Annotated in this window: 19 protein-coding genes; 9 read left to right on the forward strand and 10 right to left on the reverse strand. The window is 66.8% G+C overall.

The features are described from left to right. Positions 1-80 precede the first annotated feature (80 nt). From E0T84_RS08040 to E0T84_RS08050, 3 genes are read left to right on the forward strand one after another with little or no spacing between them, the layout of a single operon-like run. Positions 81-2,396 (forward strand): MMPL family transporter, encoded by a 2,316-nt coding sequence (locus E0T84_RS08040; RefSeq protein ID WP_138744199.1) that lies wholly within the window; start codon positions 81-83, stop codon positions 2,394-2,396. A gap of 4 nt (positions 2,397-2,400) precedes the next feature. Further along, positions 2,401-3,102 (forward strand): TetR/AcrR family transcriptional regulator, encoded by a 702-nt coding sequence (locus E0T84_RS08045; RefSeq protein ID WP_070188534.1) that lies wholly within the window; start codon positions 2,401-2,403, stop codon positions 3,100-3,102. Next, positions 3,099-3,734: a methyltransferase domain-containing protein gene (locus E0T84_RS08050; protein ID WP_070188496.1), complete on the forward strand. Its 636-nt coding sequence runs from the start codon at positions 3,099-3,101 to the stop codon at positions 3,732-3,734. Before E0T84_RS08045 ends, E0T84_RS08050 begins: the two co-directional genes overlap by 4 nt. On the opposite strand, the gene E0T84_RS08055 is transcribed toward E0T84_RS08050, so the two are convergent. Next, positions 3,721-4,446 carry an NAD-dependent deacylase gene (locus tag E0T84_RS08055; protein WP_070188535.1) on the reverse strand — a complete coding sequence of 242 codons (726 nt, stop codon included), beginning with the start codon at positions 4,444-4,446 and terminating at the stop codon, positions 3,721-3,723. The two genes, E0T84_RS08050 and E0T84_RS08055, sit on opposite strands and share 14 nt — an antisense overlap. A gap of 36 nt (positions 4,447-4,482) precedes the next feature. Between E0T84_RS08055 and E0T84_RS08060 the strand changes: the two genes are divergently transcribed. Then, on the forward strand, positions 4,483-4,848 hold the full coding sequence (locus E0T84_RS08060) for a GntR family transcriptional regulator (RefSeq protein ID WP_070188497.1): 366 nt from the start codon (positions 4,483-4,485) through the stop codon (positions 4,846-4,848). Positions 4,849-4,855: 7 nt separating this feature from the next. On the opposite strand, the gene E0T84_RS08065 is transcribed toward E0T84_RS08060, so the two are convergent. Continuing rightward, positions 4,856-6,085 (reverse strand): CdaR family transcriptional regulator, encoded by a 1,230-nt coding sequence (locus E0T84_RS08065; protein WP_070188498.1) that lies wholly within the window; start codon positions 6,083-6,085, stop codon positions 4,856-4,858. A gap of 100 nt (positions 6,086-6,185) precedes the next feature. Between E0T84_RS08065 and E0T84_RS08070 the strand changes: the two genes are divergently transcribed. Then, positions 6,186-7,679, forward strand: a complete 1,494-nt coding sequence (locus E0T84_RS08070; protein ID WP_075910058.1) for an NAD(P)/FAD-dependent oxidoreductase — start codon at positions 6,186-6,188, stop codon at positions 7,677-7,679. Positions 7,680-7,690: 11 nt separating this feature from the next. Here the strand turns inward: E0T84_RS08070 and E0T84_RS08075 are convergent, their stop codons facing one another. Then, positions 7,691-8,524, reverse strand: coding sequence for a class I SAM-dependent methyltransferase (locus E0T84_RS08075; protein WP_070188500.1), 834 nt, complete (start codon positions 8,522-8,524; stop codon positions 7,691-7,693). Between the two features lie 105 nt (positions 8,525-8,629). Between E0T84_RS08075 and otnI the strand changes: the two genes are divergently transcribed. Continuing rightward, a complete protein-coding gene (gene otnI, locus E0T84_RS08080) occupies positions 8,630-9,415 on the forward strand; it encodes a 2-oxo-tetronate isomerase (protein ID WP_070188536.1) in 786 nt (261 codons plus the stop codon). Between the two features lie 4 nt (positions 9,416-9,419). Here the strand turns inward: otnI and E0T84_RS08085 are convergent, their stop codons facing one another. Genes E0T84_RS08085 through E0T84_RS08095 form a run of 3 tightly spaced genes read right to left on the reverse strand, consistent with a single transcriptional unit; the run spans position 9,420 to position 11,773 of the window. Beyond that, entirely contained in the window at positions 9,420-9,935 is a 516-nt protein-coding gene (locus tag E0T84_RS08085) for a DUF1697 domain-containing protein (RefSeq protein ID WP_070188501.1), read from the reverse strand. Positions 9,936-9,956: 21 nt separating this feature from the next. Then, positions 9,957-10,922: a S9 family peptidase gene (locus E0T84_RS08090; protein WP_070188502.1), complete on the reverse strand. Its 966-nt coding sequence runs from the start codon at positions 10,920-10,922 to the stop codon at positions 9,957-9,959. A 20-nt stretch (positions 10,923-10,942) separates the two neighbouring features. Beyond that, positions 10,943-11,773: a class I SAM-dependent methyltransferase gene (locus E0T84_RS08095; RefSeq protein WP_070188503.1), complete on the reverse strand. Its 831-nt coding sequence runs from the start codon at positions 11,771-11,773 to the stop codon at positions 10,943-10,945. Positions 11,774-11,804: 31 nt separating this feature from the next. On the opposite strand from E0T84_RS08095, the gene E0T84_RS08100 reads away from it, so the two are divergent. The 3 genes from E0T84_RS08100 to E0T84_RS08110 all read left to right on the forward strand — a co-directional run bounded on the left by E0T84_RS08100 (position 11,805) and on the right by E0T84_RS08110 (position 13,529). Beyond that, entirely contained in the window at positions 11,805-12,248 is a 444-nt protein-coding gene (locus E0T84_RS08100) for a PPOX class F420-dependent oxidoreductase (protein WP_070188504.1), read from the forward strand. Positions 12,249-12,291: 43 nt separating this feature from the next. Beyond that, positions 12,292-12,462, forward strand: a complete 171-nt coding sequence (locus E0T84_RS08105; RefSeq protein ID WP_088305096.1) for a DUF5302 domain-containing protein — start codon at positions 12,292-12,294, stop codon at positions 12,460-12,462. A 131-nt stretch (positions 12,463-12,593) separates the two neighbouring features. Continuing rightward, complete coding sequence (locus tag E0T84_RS08110; protein ID WP_070945553.1) at positions 12,594-13,529, forward strand: type IV toxin-antitoxin system AbiEi family antitoxin domain-containing protein; 936 nt, start codon at positions 12,594-12,596, stop codon at positions 13,527-13,529. Here E0T84_RS08110 and E0T84_RS08115 read toward each other — a convergent pair. Genes E0T84_RS08115 through E0T84_RS08130 form a run of 4 tightly spaced genes read right to left on the reverse strand, consistent with a single transcriptional unit; the run spans position 13,504 to position 18,094 of the window. Then, positions 13,504-14,856 carry an acyltransferase gene (locus E0T84_RS08115; protein WP_070945552.1) on the reverse strand — a complete coding sequence of 451 codons (1,353 nt, stop codon included), beginning with the start codon at positions 14,854-14,856 and terminating at the stop codon, positions 13,504-13,506. The genes E0T84_RS08110 and E0T84_RS08115 overlap by 26 nt on opposite strands. A 35-nt stretch (positions 14,857-14,891) precedes the next feature. Further along, positions 14,892-16,070: an MFS transporter gene (locus E0T84_RS08120; protein ID WP_371725705.1), complete on the reverse strand. Its 1,179-nt coding sequence runs from the start codon at positions 16,068-16,070 to the stop codon at positions 14,892-14,894. Between the two features lie 51 nt (positions 16,071-16,121). Further along, the gene (locus E0T84_RS08125) at positions 16,122-17,753 is read right to left on the reverse strand and encodes a cation acetate symporter (RefSeq protein ID WP_070188508.1); all 1,632 of its coding nucleotides are present in this window, start codon (positions 17,751-17,753) and stop codon (positions 16,122-16,124) included. Beyond that, positions 17,750-18,094 carry a DUF485 domain-containing protein gene (locus E0T84_RS08130; protein ID WP_171054951.1) on the reverse strand — a complete coding sequence of 115 codons (345 nt, stop codon included), beginning with the start codon at positions 18,092-18,094 and terminating at the stop codon, positions 17,750-17,752. Before E0T84_RS08130 ends, E0T84_RS08125 begins: the two co-directional genes overlap by 4 nt. Positions 18,095-18,207 lie beyond the last annotated feature (113 nt).

An 18,207-nucleotide genomic window follows, 5' to 3' on the forward strand; every position in this document is an offset into this window, starting at 1 on the left:
GTATGTAGAGCAGGCCACATTGACGCCGGAAACTTACCGTTGTTAACTTAACGACGATATCCATCGGGGAAGGACGCGCATTGCTGCATCGAATCGCCCATCTGGCCCTCGCTGCGCCACGACGCGTCTTGGCGGTGGCCGCGCTGGTCATGGTGGCCGCGGCCATCTTCGGCATTCCGGTGGCCAAGAGCCTGTCGGCGGGTGGCTTCCAAGACCCGACGTCGGAATCCGCGCAGGCCACTCAGCTGCTCTCGGACAAGTTCGCCCGCGGCGACATGCAGTTGGTCATCAGCGTCACCGATGAGAGGGCCGGGGCTGACAGTCCCGCGGCCCGGGCTGCGGGCACCGACATCGCAGGCCAGCTCAAGGTGTCGCCGTACGTGACCGAGGTGAGCTCGACCTGGACCGTGCCGGCACCCGCGGCAGCCACCCTGGTCAGCAAGGACGGCAAGACCGGGCTCATCCTGGCTGGGATCAACGGCGGGGAGAGTGGCGCGCAGAAGCACGCCAAGGAACTGACCGACCGTCTGGTGCACGACCGCGACGGCGTAACCGTGCGGGCCGGCGGCGAGGCGATGATCTACGTCCAGATCAACGGGCAGAGCGAAAAAGACCTCTTGATGATGGAGTCCATCGCGATTCCGCTGAGCTTCGTCGTGCTGGTGTGGGTCTTCGGCGGACTGCTCGCCGCCGCATTGCCGCTCGCGGTCGGCGGCTTCGCGATCCTGGGGTCCCTGGCGGTGCTACGCGGGTTCACGATGGTCACCGACGTCTCGATCTTCGCGCTCAATCTCACCGTCGCCATGGGACTGGCCCTGGCGATCGATTACACCCTGTTGATCGTCAGCCGGTACCGCGACGAGCTGGCCGACGGCGTCGAGCCGGACCGGGCCCTGGTGCGCACGATGATCACCGCCGGGCGCACCGTGCTGTTCTCGGCGATGACGGTGGCGCTGTCGATGGTGGCGATGGTGCTGTTCCCGATGTACTTCCTCAAGTCGTTCGCCTACGCGGGCATCGCGGTGGTGGGGCTGGCGGCGTTCGCGGCCATCGTGGTGGCCCCGGCGGCGATCGTGCTGCTCGGTGACCGCCTGGACGCCTATGACGTGCGCCGGTTCTTCCGCCGCATCCTGGGCCGGCCCGAGCCCGTGGCCAAGCCCGTCGAGCAGACTTTCTGGTACCGCATGACCAAGCGGGTGATGCGCCGTGCGTTGCCGGTCGGCCTCGCGGTGATCGCGCTGTTGCTCATGCTGGGCGCGCCCTTCCTCGGCATCAAATGGGGCTTCCCCGACGACCGCGTGCTGCCCTCCTCGGCGTCGGCCCGTCAGGTCGGCGATGAGCTCCGTAACGATTTCGCCGTCGACTCCTCGACCGCCGTCACCGTGGTGCTTCCGGACGTGACCGGCCTGCCACCCGCGGAAATCGACCGCTACGCGGGCGAGCTGTCGCGGGCCGCCGACGGAGCCTCGGTGTCCGCGCCCGGCGGCACGTTCGTCGACGGTCGCCGGGTTGGCCCTCCGACGTCGGGAACCGGAATAGCCGACGGCAGTGCGTTTTTGACGATCGGCAGCAACGTGCCGTTGTTCAGCGACGATTCCGAGGCGCAACTCGACGCGCTGCACGCGGTGCCCGCCCCCGCCGAGGTGAAGTTCACCGGCATCGCTCAGGTCAACCGGGACAGCTCGCAGGCCATCACCTCCCGCCTGCCGATGGTGCTCGGCATCATCGCCGCCATCACCTTCGTGCTGCTTTTCCTGCTCACCGGCAGCGTGATACTGCCGTTGAAGNCGTTGGTGCTCAACGTGTTGTCGCTGTCGGCGGCGTTCGGCGCGCTGGTGTGGATCTTCCAGGACGGGCACCTGGGCGCGCTCGGCACCACGTCGACGGGCACGCTGGTGGCAAATCTGCCGGTGCTGCTGTTCTGCATCGCCTTCGGGTTGTCGATGGACTACGAGGTGTTCCTGGTTTCGCGGATCCGCGAGTACTGGTTGTCGCCCGGGCTGACACGTGCCGACGGCACCGAGATGTCCCCGCGGGAACGCAACGACGAGAGTGTCGCGCTCGGACTGGCCCGCACCGGGCGGGTGGTGACGGCCGCCGCGCTGCTGATGTCGATATCGTTCGCGGCACTGATCGCGGCGCAGGTGGCCTTCATGCGGATGTTCGGCCTCGGTCTGACCATTGCCGTGCTGGTAGATGCCACGTTGGTGCGCATGTTGTTGGTGCCGGCGTTCATGCACCTGATGGGGCAGTGGAACTGGTGGGCGCCGGCACCGTTGGCCCGCCTGCACAAGCGCATCGGGATCAGTGAGTCCGGTCCCGCCGAGGGCGGGCCGGGCGACACTCCCCCGGGTGACGAGCGAGAACGGGCCGGCGCCGCAGTGACGGACGGTTAGCGTGATGATCCAGCCTGGGAAACGACGCCGAGCGCCGCGCGGTTCCGGTGAGCTGCTTCGTGATCAGATCCTCGATGCCACAACCGAATTGCTGTTGGACACCGGTCATGCCAAGGCGGTGTCGATTCGGTCGGTGGCACAGCGGGTCGGGGTCACCCCACCGTCGATCTACCTGCATTTCGCCGACAAGGACGCGCTGCTGGACGCGGTGTGCTCGCGCTATTTCGAGAAGCTGGACGAGGAGATGCAGTGGGCGGCGGCCGACCATTCCTCGACCATCGAGGTGCTGCGGGCCCAGGGGCACGCGTATGTGAACTTCGCCAGGCGCACGCCGGAGTTGTACCGGCTGGCGACGATGGGGGAGGGCAGGCCCGGCAGCGACGTCGACGTCGCCCTCAACAGCTCGGCGTTTCAGCACATGCGAGCCGCGATCGAAACGCTGATCGCCGAGGGCGTGTACCCGCCCGGCGACGCCACCACACTGGCCCTGGAATTGTGGACCGCCGCGCACGGCGTGGCCGCCATTCTGATCTCGAAGCCGTACCTGCCGTGGGGAGATGTCGAGGAGTTCACCGACCGTGTGCTGCGGGCGGTGTGCACCGGCCAGATCGTCTCGGGGATCATCGGAACCGACCTCGAGCCCGACGAGACGATCGCCCGGTTGAAGGGATTCGCCAGCGAGTACGCCGATGGAGGAGAACCGTGAGTGACAAGACCGTGGACAATCCGTTTTTCGCCCGGGTGTGGAAGACATTGTCGAGCTCGGAGCCGAAGGCTCTGCGGCGGCTGCGCAGTGAGAACCTCTCCGGGCTCAGCGGCCGGGTCCTGGAGATCGGGGCGGGCACCGGGACCAACTTCGCCTTCTATCCCTCGACGGTGACCGAGGTGGTCGCCATCGAACCCGAACGTCACCTTGCCGAGGTGGCCCGCGCCGCGGCGGCCAAGGCCGCGGTTCCGGTGACGGTGACCAGTGACACTGCCGAGAAGTTCAACAGCGCCGAACCGTTCGACGCGGTAGTCTGTTCGTTGGTGCTGTGCTCCATCGAACAGCCGGATACTGTTCTGCAGCAATTGTTTTCGCTGCTCCGGCCGGGAGGCGAACTGCGGTACCTCGAGCACGTGGCCGGCAGCGGCTGGCGGGGTGGGATGCAGCGCGTGGCGGACGCCACGGTGTGGCCGCGGTTGTTCGGAAATTGCCACACCCATCGGCATACCGAGCAGACGATCGCCGGCAGCGGCTTCCAGGTTGCTGTCGCTCACCGCGAGTTCGCGATGCCGGCCTGGGTGCCGTTGCCGGTGACGGAGTTCGCCATCGGCCGTGCGGTCAGGCCTGCCTAGTACCCAGCAGTGTGGGTAACCGCTGCAGCAGGTCCGGAAGGGACGCGGCCGCGGTCTCGCGCAGGGAGATGGTCGCGCTGTCGGACAGCGGCGTGCGCTCGGGGTTGACCTCGACCACCACGGTGCCCGCGGCGACGGCGGCTTCGGCCAGCCCTGCCGCGGGATACACGACCGAGCTGGTGCCTACCACGATCACCACGTCGGCAGCACCGACCGCCTGTACCGATCGTTGCCAGGCGTCGTCGGGCAACGGCTCACCGAACCAGACGACACTGGGCCGGATCAGGCCACTGCACGGGCATACCGGGGGTTCGATCGTCTCGACCGGTTCGGGCATCGGGGGAAGATCGCCCTCGAACCTCGAACCGCAAGCGTCGCAACGGAACTCGAACAAGTTGCCGTGCAGGTGGTAGACGTTGGTGCTGCCGGCGCGCTCGTGCAGGTTATCGACGTTCTGGGTGATGACGTGTACGTCGGCGAAGTCCTGCCAGGCAGCCACGGCCCGATGCCCGTCGTTGGGCTGCACGTGGGCCATCATGTAGTGGCGCCACAGATACCAGGCCCAGACCTTTTCGGGATGTTGCTGCCAGCCTTCGACGCTGGAGATTTCATACGGGTCCACTTGTGCCCACAGGCCCGTCTCGACGTCGCGGAACGTCGGCACACCACTTTCGGCTGAGATTCCGGCACCGGACAGGACAGTCACTTGCACATCACCAACGTAGTCGGTTTGGGTGATACTGGGCATGTGGGTGAGTTGGGGGATTGGGTGCTGGTCGACTCGAGCGCGGACAAGCCGCTGTTCGATCAGCTCAGAATCCAGATTATCGACGGAATACGGCAGGGACGGTTGGCTCCGGGTACTCGGCTACCGACGGTGCGCGAACTGGCGGGGCAGGTCGGGTTGGCGGTCAACACCGTGGCCAGGGCATATCGTGAGCTGGAGTCGGCGGGGGTCTTGGAGACTCGCGGGCGGTACGGGACATTCGTGGCGCGGGCGGACCCGGCCGATGCCGCGATGGCCGCGGCGGCGCACTCGTTCGCCGAAGCTGCCCGCGCGTTGGGGATCGGCAAGAGCGACGCGCTGCGCTATCTGGACACCGCGTTCGACTGACCGGGATTCACCCGGCCGCCGTGCCGCGCCAGCGCAGCACGTCCAATGCGACGGCGACCGCGACACTGTTCTCGGCCAGGGGGCGGGGCAGGAGCTCGTCGGCGCGGACCAGCCGGCGCAGCAGCGTGTTGCGATGCAGGTACAGCCTCGCCGCGGCCCGGGAAGCGTTGCACTGTTCGTTGACGAATACCCGCACCGTTTCCCGTAATTCGGCGTCAGCGGTCTCCAGCGCAGCGAGGTTGTGGCTGACGAACTCGGCGGCGCGATCGGGTTCGGAGGTGAGCAGGGCGACGAGTTCGACCTCGCCGAACTGGGCGATTTGCTGTGTGGAGTGCAGCCGGGCCATCATCTGCTGGGTGGTGATCGCGTCGAAATGGCTGCGCCGGAAGCCATCCAGGCCGTCGGCGACCGGTCCGACGGCGATCCGGACGCCGTCCAGCTCTGCGGCGGCGTGGGTCAGCGCCTGGAACCCGCGCTCGACCTCGGCGCTACCTGCCGCCCACACCCATCGGGTGGCGGTGCTCGCCAGCACGCTCAGCGGCCGCGGATCGCCGCAGTCCTGACCGAATGCCTCGGCGGCGCGGTCCAGCCCGGACATGTCGCCCGCGGGGTCCTCGCTCCAGATCACCGCGGCGGTGTGGGTTCCGGTCAGCGCGTGGCCCAGGCGTGCTTCGGCTCGCTGCCTGGGGATCGGGGCACCTTCGAGCAGAAGTGCGACGGTCTCGCGTCGCTCGGCGTGGGTGCCGCGGGTGAGATCCTCGCGTTCGAGCTCGATCTGGGCGGCGATTCCGGCCAGCGTCGCGTCGACGAACGCGCTGATGGACCGCGAGCAGACGTCGAGCATCTCGCGCAGTTCGGCGGGGTCGGACGTCAGCTCGAAGGCGATCTCCATGAGCCGACGCCAGGCCACCCCCTCACCGACGCGGTACGCATCGAGGGGAAATGCGTTGACGCCGCGGCGCACCAGCTCCCGTGCGATGCTCAGCGGCTCCGGCCCGGTGTTCGGCGGCACCGGGGCGCCCGGATCGCGCACATTTGCCGTGCCCCAGAAAAACAGGTTCGCGTGGTTGCTGCGGACGACGGCGGCGGCGAGCTCGGGGTCGGAGGCGATCGCCGGGCTGGCGGCCAGGACGGCGGTGTCGAACTCCTCGAGCCAGTCCTCGCGTGGGTTGAGGACGATTTGTGCGCATTGCCGGATCAGGTCCTGCACCCGCGGAGACGGTGGCTGCCACACCATCACCCCAGGGTAGATTGATGGTGCAAAGTGCACCACCAGTCGGGTGAAATTTGGCACTTTTTACCTTGGGTTACGGTCGGCTGGCCGCAACCATTGAGACATGAACCACACCGAACACGTCGACGTACTCATCATCGGCGCCGGCATCTCCGGCATCGGTGCTGCCTACTACCTTCAGCGCGAACATCCGGGGCGCAGTTACGCGATCCTGGAAGCCCGCGGCGCCACCGGCGGCACCTGGGATCTGTTCCGCTACCCAGGAATTCGGTCGGACTCGGACCTGCACACCTTCGGCTACGAGTTCAAGCCGTGGCGCGACGAGCACGCCATCGCCACCTCCGACAAGATCCTGGCCTATCTGCGGGAGACGGTGGCGGAAAACGGCATCGACCGCCACATCCGGCTGCACCACAAGGTGCGGGCGGCGGCCTGGGATTCGGCCCGGGCCGCCTGGACCGTGGACATCGAGCGGACCGACGGTGGCGGATCAGATCCCGAACTCGTGCAGATATCGGCGAACTGGCTGTTCTGCGGCGGCGGGTACTACCGCTACGACCAGGGTTACGCCCCGCAATTCGAGGGGGCCGACCGGTTCACCGGGCGTGTCGTGCATCCCCAGCACTGGCCCGAAGATCTCGACTACACGGGGAAGAAGGTCGTGGTGATCGGCAGCGGTGCCACTGCCGTCACGCTGGTGCCGTCCATGGCGGGCACGGCTGCCCACGTCACCATGCTGCAGCGCTCACCGTCCTATGTGATGCCGGTGCCGGCCAAGGACTCCTTCGCCAACACTGCCAAGCGACTGCTCGGCGACGAGCGCGGGTACGCGCTGACCCGGCGCAAGAACATCCTCAAACAACGTGGCGTCTACACCTTCTGCCAGAGGTACCCGAAGACCGCCCGGGCCGTGATCCGCTGGATCAACGCCGCCAAGCTTCCCGACGGGTATCCCGTGGACGAGCATTTCAGCCCCCTCTACAACCCGTGGGATCAGCGGCTGTGCGCGGTGCCCGACGGGGATTTGTTCGCCGCGCTCAGCGATGGCAGCGCCTCGGTGGTGACCGACCGCATCGCGACGTTCACCGAGACCGGCATCCTGCTGGAGTCAGGACGCGAGCTCGACGCCGACATCATCGTCACCGCAACGGGATTGAACATCCAGCTGTTCGGCGGGATGACGCTGAGCGTAGACGGCGAAGAAGTGAACCTCGCCGAGGCCGTGGCCTACAAGGGCATCATGCTCTCGGGTGTGCCGAACTTCGCGTTCGCCTTCGGCTACACCAACTCGTCGTGGACTCTCAAGGTCGGTCTGCTCTGCGAGCACTTCTGCCGTCTGTTGAAGCACATGGACGACAACGGCTTTGACTCAGTGCGACCGGAGTTCAGCGGTGGACCGACCCGCCCCCTTCTCGATTTCGCCGCCGGTTACGTGCAACGCTCGATCAACGAGATTCCCCGCCAGGGTGTCGACGGGCCGTGGCAGATGACCATGAACTACACGCTCGATGCACAGACGCTGCGTAACGGTCCGGTGGCGGACCCGAGCCTGCGGTTCGAAACAACGCAGGTGGAACTGGCCGGGTCGACAGTCTGATCCGGCGGGCGCTACCCGAATTCCAGCAGCCCGGACACCGGGCGCACAGGGTCGAAGATCGGCAGGTGCTGTGCCTGCAGGAGGGCGTTCAAGACCCGGCCCCGGCCGGGCGGCATCGGCAGATCGTGCACCGCCGTGACCCCCGGAACGGTGTTGACCAGATCGGCCAGTTCTGCGGGCGACAGGCTGAACGGCATGGGCGGTACCCGGTAGCGCATCGATGTCGGCATACCTTTGCGGGTCAAGAAAGCGAAGAACGCAGGCGGCAGGTCGAACAACATCTGCCCTCCCGGAAAGCGTTGCGCGCAGGCGCGGATCAGCGACATCGATTCCTCGGGCTGCAGGTACATCAACAGGCCCTCGGCGGTGATGAACACTCCGTCGCCGGTGTCGACATGGTCCATCCAGCTGAAGTCCAGCGCCGACTGGGCGCACTGGGTGACCCGGTCCGGCTTGGGCAGCAACTTGTTGCGGAACTCGATCATCGGCTCCAGATCGACCGACAACCAACGGAACTCATGTCCCAGTCCGGCGGCGTCAAGCCGGTAGAAGCTGGTCTGCAGTCCTTCGGCCAATGCCACCACCGTGGCCTTCGGATGGGTGCGCAGGTAGCTGGAGGTCATCCGGTCGAACAGCAACGCCCGCAAGGCCATGTCCTGGCGGCGGGTGTAGCCGAACTTGGCGAAGTCGAAGTCGATCGAATCGACCAGTTGCACCGCCACCGGATCCTCGATCAGGCCGTCCGGACGGCGCGCCTCGTGCGCACGCACCTGCAGGGTCAGCAATGCCGTCTCGGCAACACCCGTGAGCGCGTCGCCGCTCACTTTGGCTGAGCTATCCGTCATTGCCGCGAATGTACCTGTGTTCAGCCGGGGGCGTCCGGCGACCGTCGGCCGGCACACGCGAAGATGGCGTCAACCGCTGCCCGGATCAGCTGGAAGGAGCCTGCCGTGCCACGCTTTGCGGCCAACCTCTCCATGATGTACGTCGAACATGCCTTTCCCGATCGGTTCGCTGCCGCGGCGGCCGACGGTTTCACGGCGGTGGAGTACCTGTTCCCGTACGCCCACCCGGCCCAGCAGCTGCGCGGGCTGCTTGCCGCCAACGGCCTACGTCAGGTTCTGTTCAACGCGCCACCGGGGGATTTCGAGTCCGGCGAACGTGGCATCGCCTCGCTTCCGGGCCGCGAGGCCGAGTTTCGTGATGGTTTTCGGCGCGCTCTGCACTATGCCGAGGTTCTGGACTGCCCACGGGTACACGTGATGGCGGGTATCGCTGAGGGGGCGGCCCAGCGAGCGGACCGCATCGCGGTGTACCGCGCCAACCTCGGCTGGGCGGCCGCAGAGGCCGCCGGTGCCGGCATCGAGGTGATGATCGAACCGATCAACCAGCGCGACATGCCTGGATACCTGTTGAGCTTTCAGGACGATGCGCACCGGATCGTCGAGGAGGTCGGGGCGCCGAATCTCAAGGTCCAACTGGACCTGTACCACTGTCAGATCACCGAGGGCGACGTGACGGTCCGGCTCCGGTCGGATATCCCGACGGGCCGGGTAGGGCACCTGCAGATCGCCGGGGTTCCCGACCGGCACGAACCCGACAGCGGTGAGTTGGCGATCGACCACCTGCTGGCCGTGATCGATGAGACCGGTTTCGACGGCTGGGTGGGCTGTGAGTACCGACCGGCTGCGGGCACCAGTGAGGGGTTGGGGTGGATGCGCGGGATGCGCGGATGACGCGTCAGCGCAACACTTTCTCCAGCGTGCGCAGATTCCTTGTCGTCGTCGACGGTTTGTAGCGTTTCTTGCCCATGGTCTTGCCGATCGCGCTGTCCAGTGTGGCGGCCCGCGGGACCTGCCAATAGAGCACGCCATCGCCGCGCTGCACCAATTCATCGGGGCCCGGGTTCAGGGCCGCGAGCTCGTCGAGCAACTCGCTGTCACTGACGAACGTGACGTAGGAGTGGTGATCGGGGACCTCGCGCTCGAACGGGTAGCCCTCCGAGATCTTCTTCAGGGTGGCAAGGTCGTAGACCAACACCCATGCCTCGTAGCCGAAGGCGTCCCGCAGCGCACGCTCGGCCGTGGTCCGGACCTTGGCGGCTTTGGAAGTGCTGTCCAGCAAGACGTTTCCGCTCGCCAGGATGGTCTTGACTTCGGTGAACCCGGCGGCCTCCATGGCCTTCGCCACCTCGGCCATCTTGAGGTTCACGCCTCCGACGTTGACGCCTCGCAAGAACGCGATGTACCGGGTCACGGTTCCAGACTAAACACTCACTCATTTCACCGGCAGCTGATCCGGTTGGGCCCTCGAAGTGGCGGTGATGAGGCGCAGCACCTCTCGGAAGTTGGGGGAGCGGGTGGACACGATCGACGTGTGATTTTCGCCGGGCAGCAAGACGAGGCCGGCCTGGCCGCCGAGTTTCTTGAGCGCCGCGACGTAGCGCCGCGAATTGGCCGGCGCCACAACGGTGTCGAGTGTTCCGTGGACGGCGATCACCGGCACTCTCGGGTCGAGGTTCTGGATCGGATCCACCGAGGCGTATCGCTGCGGCACCTCGGAGGGGCGCCCGCCGAGCACCGCCGCGATGTGTTTGTCGCCGTGGTTGGCCGCGTAGACCATGTCGAGCGGGCCGGCCAGTGAGATGACCCGGGTCGGCCGGAAGATCGGCCGGGATCCGACTTCGTCACCGTGCAGGTCGTGGCGGGTGCTGGCCCACACGGCCAGCTGGGCTCCGGCGCTGTGGCCGACCACGAGCGCGTCGTCGACCGCCAGCTGCGGGTATCGCAGGTTCACCTGCGCGACATAGTCCATCGCACGAGCCACATCGGCGAACGTCGTCGGCCAACCACCGCCGGAGCCCACCCGCCGGTACTCGATGTTGTAGACGGCCATGCCGCGACTGGTGAGCTCGCGGGCCAATCCGTCGAACACCCCGGCGCCCATCGTGCTCTTCCAGCCGCCGCCATGGATGAGCACCACGAGCGGGACCGAATTGAACGCGTGCGTACCAGAGGGCAGGTACAAGTCGGCCCAGTTCTGGTCGGGGTACCTTCCGCCCGCCCGCGCCTCGGGTAGGTAGTGGAACCGGGTGACGCTGAACTTGGGCTGGGTGAGCGCCTCGGGCACCACCTCGATCTGAGCGGTCCTGGTTTCCGTGGCGGTCGGCGTCGCGCAGGAGGTGACGCCGGCAACGAGCAGCGCGGCGCACACCGTCGGCAGGCGTCGGTTGAGCAGTGCCATGGGTTTCCAGAACCGGCCCGTCAGAAGTCCAGCGCGGTGATGGACGGGCGGATGCGGTGGATCAGGTCGATGCGGTCCAGCCACGGCGCGGCGGCGAGCTTGAACAGGCCGCGTCCGGGTTGCAGCGGCACGTCGCGGGCCGAGCGCACGCCGGCGATGGCGCCCGGTCCCGTCCCGGCCATCGCCAGACCCTCGTCCGCGGTGAGGGCGAAGGGCATGGGTGGCGCGATGTAGCGGTCGGACAGACGCAAGCCCTTGATGGTGCGTCGGCTTGCCCAGTGCGGGATCGAGTCGAACACCATCCGGCCGCCGGGAAACCGCGCCGCACAGTCGGCGATCAGGCTGCGCACATCGTCGGGCTCCAGGTACATCAGCAGGCCCTCGGCGGTGATGAACACGCCGTGGCTGGCGTCCACCCGGTCCATCCAGCTGCGGTCGAGCGCGGACTGAGCGATGTTGACGATGCGGTCATCGGAGGGAAGGAGGCGTTCCCGAATAGCCATCACCGGCGGTAGATCGACCGAATACCAGGTCAGTTCGTCGGCCACGCCGGCTTGATCGAGCCGCCAGAAACTGGTCTGCAAACCTTCGGCGAGCGCCACCACCGCGGCCTTCGGATGCGTGGCGAGGTAGTCGCGGGTCTCGACGTCGAATGCGCGGTCCCGCAGGGCATGGGCCTGGGTCGATCTGCCGAACTTGCGGTAATCGAAGTCGATCGCGTCGAACAGTGCCACTGCCCACGGGTCGCGGATCACGCCGTCGGAACGTTTGGCCTCGATACCGCGATTGCTCAGGGTCCACAACGTGGTCTCCGAGACGCCCTCGAGGATGTTGCCGTCAATCACGCTCATCGAACCGATGGTAAAGACGTACGCTCGTCTCATGGGGCGCCAGGTTTTCGACGACAAGCTTTTGGCCTTGATCGGCGGCAACTCGATGGGAGTTCTTGCGACGATCAAACAGGACGGTCGTCCGCAGCTGTCCAATGTCTCCTACTACTTCGACCCGCGTGCAGTGCAGATCCAGGTTTCGATCACCGAACCGCGGGCCAAGACCCGCAATCTGCGGCGGGATCCGCGTGCGTCCGTTCATGTCAGCTCCGACGACGGGTGGTCCTATGCGGTGGCCGAGGGCGATGCGATCCTCACCCCGCCGGCTGCGGCGCCCGACGACGAGACGGTTGAGGGCCTCATTGCGTTGTACCGCAACATCGCCGGTGAACATCCGGATTGGGATGATTACCGGCGCGCCATGGTCGATGACCGCCGCGTGTTGCTGACGCTGCCGATCACGCACGTGTACGGGATGCCGCCGGGCCGGCGCTGAAACCGGATGACGTTCGCAGTGTTGCCGCGCTACGCTGCGGCGTATGGCTGACGACACACCGGAAGACGACAACAAGCGCAAATTCCGGGAGGCTCTGGAGCGCAAGAAGGCGCAGTCGTCGGGAGGCGCCGCGCACAAGGACGGCGGCCGCAATCAACCGCGGGCGCACGGTCCGGTGGAGAACCGGCGCGAGTTCCGTCGCAAGAGCGGTTAGACCGCCTACTCCGGATCAGCTATGCGGCGAATTGCAGTCAGTATCAAGCAGCAATTCGCCGCATAGAGGGTTATCCACAGGTCACTGAATTGCACTGGTGGCCGTTGCGCCGGTCGACGAGCATCGATGCGGTGGACGTAGGCGAGGTTCTTCGGCAGCAGGGCGGGGTGATCTCACGCCGGCAGGCCTTGGATGCAGGTCTACTAGAGCATCAGATTCGGCGGTTGCTCAGGCGAAACGAGTGGGCGCCGGTGCATGCGGGCGTATATGTCGATCACACCGGCCCGTTGACGTGGTCGCAACGGGCCTGGGCTGCAGTGCTTTACGCAGCTCCGGCGGCGCTGTGCTTTGAGTCCGCGCTGGGAGATCAAGGGTCGCCGATCCACGTCGCCGTGGCGCGGCAGCGGTCGACATGGGCCGAACCGGCTGGAGTCCGCATTCACCGGGTCGCACACCTGGAGGAGCGGGTGCTGTGGAACGTCGGCCCGCCGCGGATGCGGTTCGAGGAAGCCGCACTCGACGTCGCGTGCCGTGCCGCGTCGGATCTGGACGTCATCGCCGTCCTGGCCAACGCCTGCCAATCTCGGCGCACCACTGCGCGGAGGCTGCTGCAAACCCTCGACTCTCGCGGTCGGGTGCGGCGGCGCCGCTGGTTGCGGGAAGTGCTCGTCGACATCGCTGACGGTACGTGTTCGGTTCTTGAGCATGGCTATCTTGTTCGGGTCGAGCGGCCGCACGGTTTGCCGCGAGCTGCCCGTCAAAAGCGGTCGAAGTCGTTCGTCGGCGTCTGCTATCGCGACGCTGAATACGGCGACCGGCTCGTGGTCGAACTCGACGGCCGGTTGTTTCACGACTCGGCCAACCGGCGGGATGCGGACTTCGAGCGGGACCTGGATGCCGCCGTCGACGGCCGTTCGACCGTCAGGCTTTCCTACGGACAGGTTTTCGATCGGCCCTGTCAGACGGCGGGCAAGATCGCTGAGGTATTGCAGAGGCACGGGATCGGTGTATCCGGTCGCCCGTGCGGGCCGCAGTGCGGGTTCACTCGACTCGATCGTGTTGCTTAGGCATTCGCGTGGACGCCAGCACACGGGCCGCGACGAGTGCGGCCAGCATGGCCGCCACGCAGTACACGCCTTGGTCCTTCAAGCCCCAGGCCACCGAGGTGAGTGTCGCCGCGCCGGCCCCACACAGCAGCAGACCCACCGCCGCACTGCGGGCTCCGGTGCGCGTCACGGTGCCGCCGTCCCACAATGGCAGCGGGTTGTTCTCCAACGGCCGCAGCGCGGTGAACGCGATCGCAACAAGCCCGGCCATCAGCGCCAACTGCAGCACCGACAGAGCGACGAACCCGGGGGCCGACGGTTCGTAGCGGTCCAAGCCGAGGTAGTCGAACACCAGGTGCAGGCCCAGCAGCAGCGGCATGTGCCACAGGTACAGCGTCATCGCCCCGGAGTTGCCGATCGCGGTCAGCCACCACGCCCGAGGTCGCTGCGCCCACCGGTTGATGGCAGGGGCGGCGGCAATCGCGAACGCGCACATCATGATTGCGTGCCCGGCCAGCAACAGTGACGGCGGCGTCATGTTCTTCAGGTGCTGGGTCTCGATGCCGACCAGGCTCAGCTCGTAGGGGCCGAAGTACAGAAGTGCCAGGTTGACGCCGAGCATGCCGAGACCGATCTTGAGCGCGGCGCCGCTGGACAGCAGGTTGCGGCGGTAGGCGACGCCGAAGACGCCAGGGATCAACCACACCACGGTGTTCAGGTAGCCCAGCGAGGCGTAGCCGTCCATGTTGATGCGGACCGCGTCGACGGCGGCGATGAACGCGTAGGTGCCGATGATCGCTCCGGCCATCTGCGCGGTCGTGGTGATGCGCGCCAGCAGCGGCACGGCCGCCAGCACCAGGACGTAGGCGCCGAGGAACCACAGCAGCTGGATGGAGATGCCGGCGACGGGCTCATAGACATGTTCGGGCAGCACGTACCGCAGGCCCGCCAGTGCGACGGTCCAGAAGGCCAGGTAGTAGAAGACCGGCCGGTAGAGCCGCGTGCAACGCTTGAGCAGCCAGCCGCCCCAGGACTGGCCCGGCTGCCAGGACTGCACGGAGGCGGCGACGCCGGCGAAAAAGAACAGCGGCATGATCTGGAACACCCAGGTCAGCGCTTGGAACACGGTGGATTCAGTGAGCAGGTTGCTCCAGATGAACACATCGTCGCGGATCGTGCTGGTGGCCATGATGGTGTGGCCGAACACCACACCGATCAGCGAGGCGATCCGGATGACGTCGAGGGCGCGGTCCCGGCCGGCGGGCGTCTGGGCTTCGACCTCGGCGGGGGACGGGAACAGCCCTCTCGCCGGGCCAGTCTTGGCAGCTGTGTCAGCAGCAACGGTCATGCCTGGAACGCTATGGCCCCGCGGCCGCCTAGTCCCTAGGTAGAAGCACTTATCTTCTCCCGGTTCTCCGCGACCAGGATCGCGGTCAGGCAGATCGCGGCCAGCACTGCGACCGCGATCGCGAAGGTGATGCCCGCGCTGCGCAGGCCCAGCGATTGAGCGGCCAGGCCCTCGCCGATCACCGGAAGCGAGATGGCCACATAGGCGACGACGAAGTACGTGGAGCTGACCTCGGCGCGCCGCTGGGCCGGGGCGCGCTCGACGACTGCGGCCAGGCCCCGGCTGAAGCTCATGCCCTGTCCGACACCGGATACCACTGCCGCTGCGATCAGGCCTGGAAGCGAGGAAAAGTACAGTGCCGCAGTCAGAATCATCATGCCCGCGATCAGCAGCCCACACCCGACCGCCACGGCCCGCTCGGCGGCCATTCGATTCGCGGCGACCTGGGTCAGTGCCGAGGCGGCGAAGATCGAGCAGGCGATCGCGCCCGCGACCGCGTGGTTGTCGATGCCGATCACGTTGGACAGAAACGACGGTGCGACGGCCGTGAACAGGCCCGTGACGGCGAATCCGGCGAACGCGGCCAGCGCTGCGATGACGAACACCGTCCGCACCTCAGTCGGGACCGACAGGCGTTGCAACCCGATCCGGCCGGTGCGGGCCGAGGTTTCCGGGACAACGAGCACCGCGAGCCCGGCCAGCAGGGCGAGTCCGATGTGCACCAGGAAGGGCAGATGAAGGGGTTGCGGCGCGTATTGCACCAACAGCCCGGCCAGCAGCGGGCCCGCGCCCAAACCGCCGATATTGGCCACCGTGGCCACCGCCGCGGCCCGGTTCTTCCAGGCCTGAGGGGCGGCTTCGATGACGGCCGCGGTGGCGGTGCCGGTGAAAAGGCCGGCCGACAGACCGGACAGCACCCGTCCGATCAGCAGCAGCGGCACGGAGTCGGCGAGCAGGAACACCACCGCGCTGGCCAGTGCCGACGCCACACCGGCCAGCAGCATCGGCCGTCGGCCGACCGCGTCGGACCAACGGCCGAACACCAGGAGCGCGAACAGCACGCCCCCGGCATAGGTGGCGTAGATGACCGTCGTGGTCAGCACCGCGAAATGCATGTGGTCGGCGTAGAGCGCATACATCGGCGTGGGCAGGGTGGTGCCCACCATGATCGCGGCGAACGCGTAGGCGAGCAGCGGAAACGAGTATCGGCGCACGCTGAATGGTAGCGGCGGGGCCCGATCCGTTATTCCGCCGAACGGGGTGACCTAGTGAGCGACCGCCTTCTCGGCGCCCACCCCGGTCAGTGACCGCACCTCCATCTCGGCGTTCCGCTCGGCGTCTCCGGTGTCGGGGGAGGTGAGCGTGCCGATGATGCCGAGTGCGAAGGCCAGCGGGATGGACACGATGCCCGGGTTGGCCAGCGGGAAGTACGCGAAGTCCGCGCCGGGGATCATCGCGGTCTTGGACCCCGACACCGCGGGGGAGAACACGATCAGCACGATGGTCGAGATCAGGCCGCCGTACATGCTCCAGAGTGCGCCGCGGGTGTTGAACCGCTTCCAGTACAGCGAGTACAGAATGGTCGGCAGGTTGGCTGCGGCCGCGACGGCGAACGCCAGGGCTACCAGGAACGCGACGTTCTGACCGTTGGCCAGGATGCCCAACCCGATCGCGAACACGCCGAGCACCACCGCGGTGATCCGTGAGACGCGGACCTGCTCCTGCTCGGTCACCTTGTGGGACTTGAGGACTGAGGCGTAGATGTCGTGGGCGAAGGAAGCCGACGCCGTGATGGTCAGGCCGGCCACCACGGCGAGGATCGTCGCGAAGGCCACCGCCGAGATGACCCCGAGCAGGATCACCCCGCCGAGTTCGAACGCCAGCAGCGGGGCCGCGGAGTTCACGCCACCGGCTGCGCCGAGGATCCGGTCTGGGCCGACCAGCGCTGCCGCGCCGTAGCCGAGCACCAGGGTGAACAGGTAGAAGGCGCCGATCAGTGCGATGGCCCAAACCACCGAGCGCCGAGCCTCTTTCGCCGTCGGCACGGTGTAGAAACGCATCAGCACGTGCGGCAGGCCCGCGGTGCCGAGCACCAGCGCCAGCGCCAGCGAGATGAAGTTGATCTGTGAGGTGAGCGATCCGCCGTACTGCGCGCCCGGGGCCAGCACATCGCGGCTGGACACGCCCTTGGTGGTGGCCTCGGAGATCGCCGCTTGTGCTGAGCCGAGGATGTCGGAGAAGTTCAATCCGAACTTGCTCAGCACCATCACGGTCATCAGCGCGGCACCGGCGATCAGCAGGACGGCCTTGATGATCTGCACCCAGGTGGTGCCTTTCATGCCGCCCACCAGAACGTAGACGATCATCAGGATGCCGACGACGGCGATCACGATCGACTGCCCGGCCCGGCTGTTGACGTCGAGCAGCAGCGCGACCAGACCGCCGGCGCCGGCCATCTGGGCCAGCAGGTAGAACAGCGACACCGTCAACGTCGAGATGGCCGCGGCCAACCGTACCGGGCGTTGCTTGAGCCGGAAGCTCAACACATCAGCCATGGTGAATTTGCCGGTGTTGCGCAGTAATTCGGCCACCAGCAGCAGGGCCACCAGCCATGCGACCAGGAATCCGATGGAGTAGAGGAAGCCGTCGTAACCGTAGACGGCGATGGCCCCGGCGATGCCGAGGAAGCTGGCCGCCGACAGATAGTCGCCGGCGATGGCGATGCCGTTCTGCGGGCCGGAGAAACCGCGGCCGCCGGTGAAGAACTCGTCGGCGGTGGCGTTGCGCTTGCTCGCCTTGATCACCACGATCATCGTGACGACGACGAACAGGCTGAAGATGCCGATGTTGGCTGCCGGGTTGCCGACGGTCTCGGCGGCGAGCGTGGTGGTGGTCATCGGGTGCCCTCCAGCTCTTCGCGAATGGCGGTGGCCCGCGGATCGAGCTCCCGGTTGGCGAAGCGCACGTACAGCCCGGTGATCAGGAACGTGGTGAGGAACTGGCCCAGACCGATCAGCAGGCCGACGTTGATGTTGCCGAACACCCGGATGGCCATGAAGTCGTGGGCGAACGCGCCGAGGGCGACGTAAAGGGCGTACCAGAGCAGGAAGAACGCCGTCATGGGAAAGACGAAGCGGCGCAACCTGGTACGCAGCTCCTGGAATTCGGGACTGGCCTGCATGGCGAGGAACTGCTCGCCGGTGGGGGCAACCCTCTCGGGAAGGTCGATTTCGGGCACCGAGGGCTCCTGACAGTTGGCTGGGTGTCGGTTGGGAACTGAACCTAATTGAGAGGTGGGTCACACAGCAGCGGTATCGTCGTCGATACGCCGAATTCGGCCATCGCTGCGCT

The sequence above is a fragment of the Mycobacterium sp. DBP42 genome (assembly GCF_005924235.1).
Lineage (GTDB): Bacteria > Actinomycetota > Actinomycetes > Mycobacteriales > Mycobacteriaceae > Mycobacterium > Mycobacterium syngnathidarum.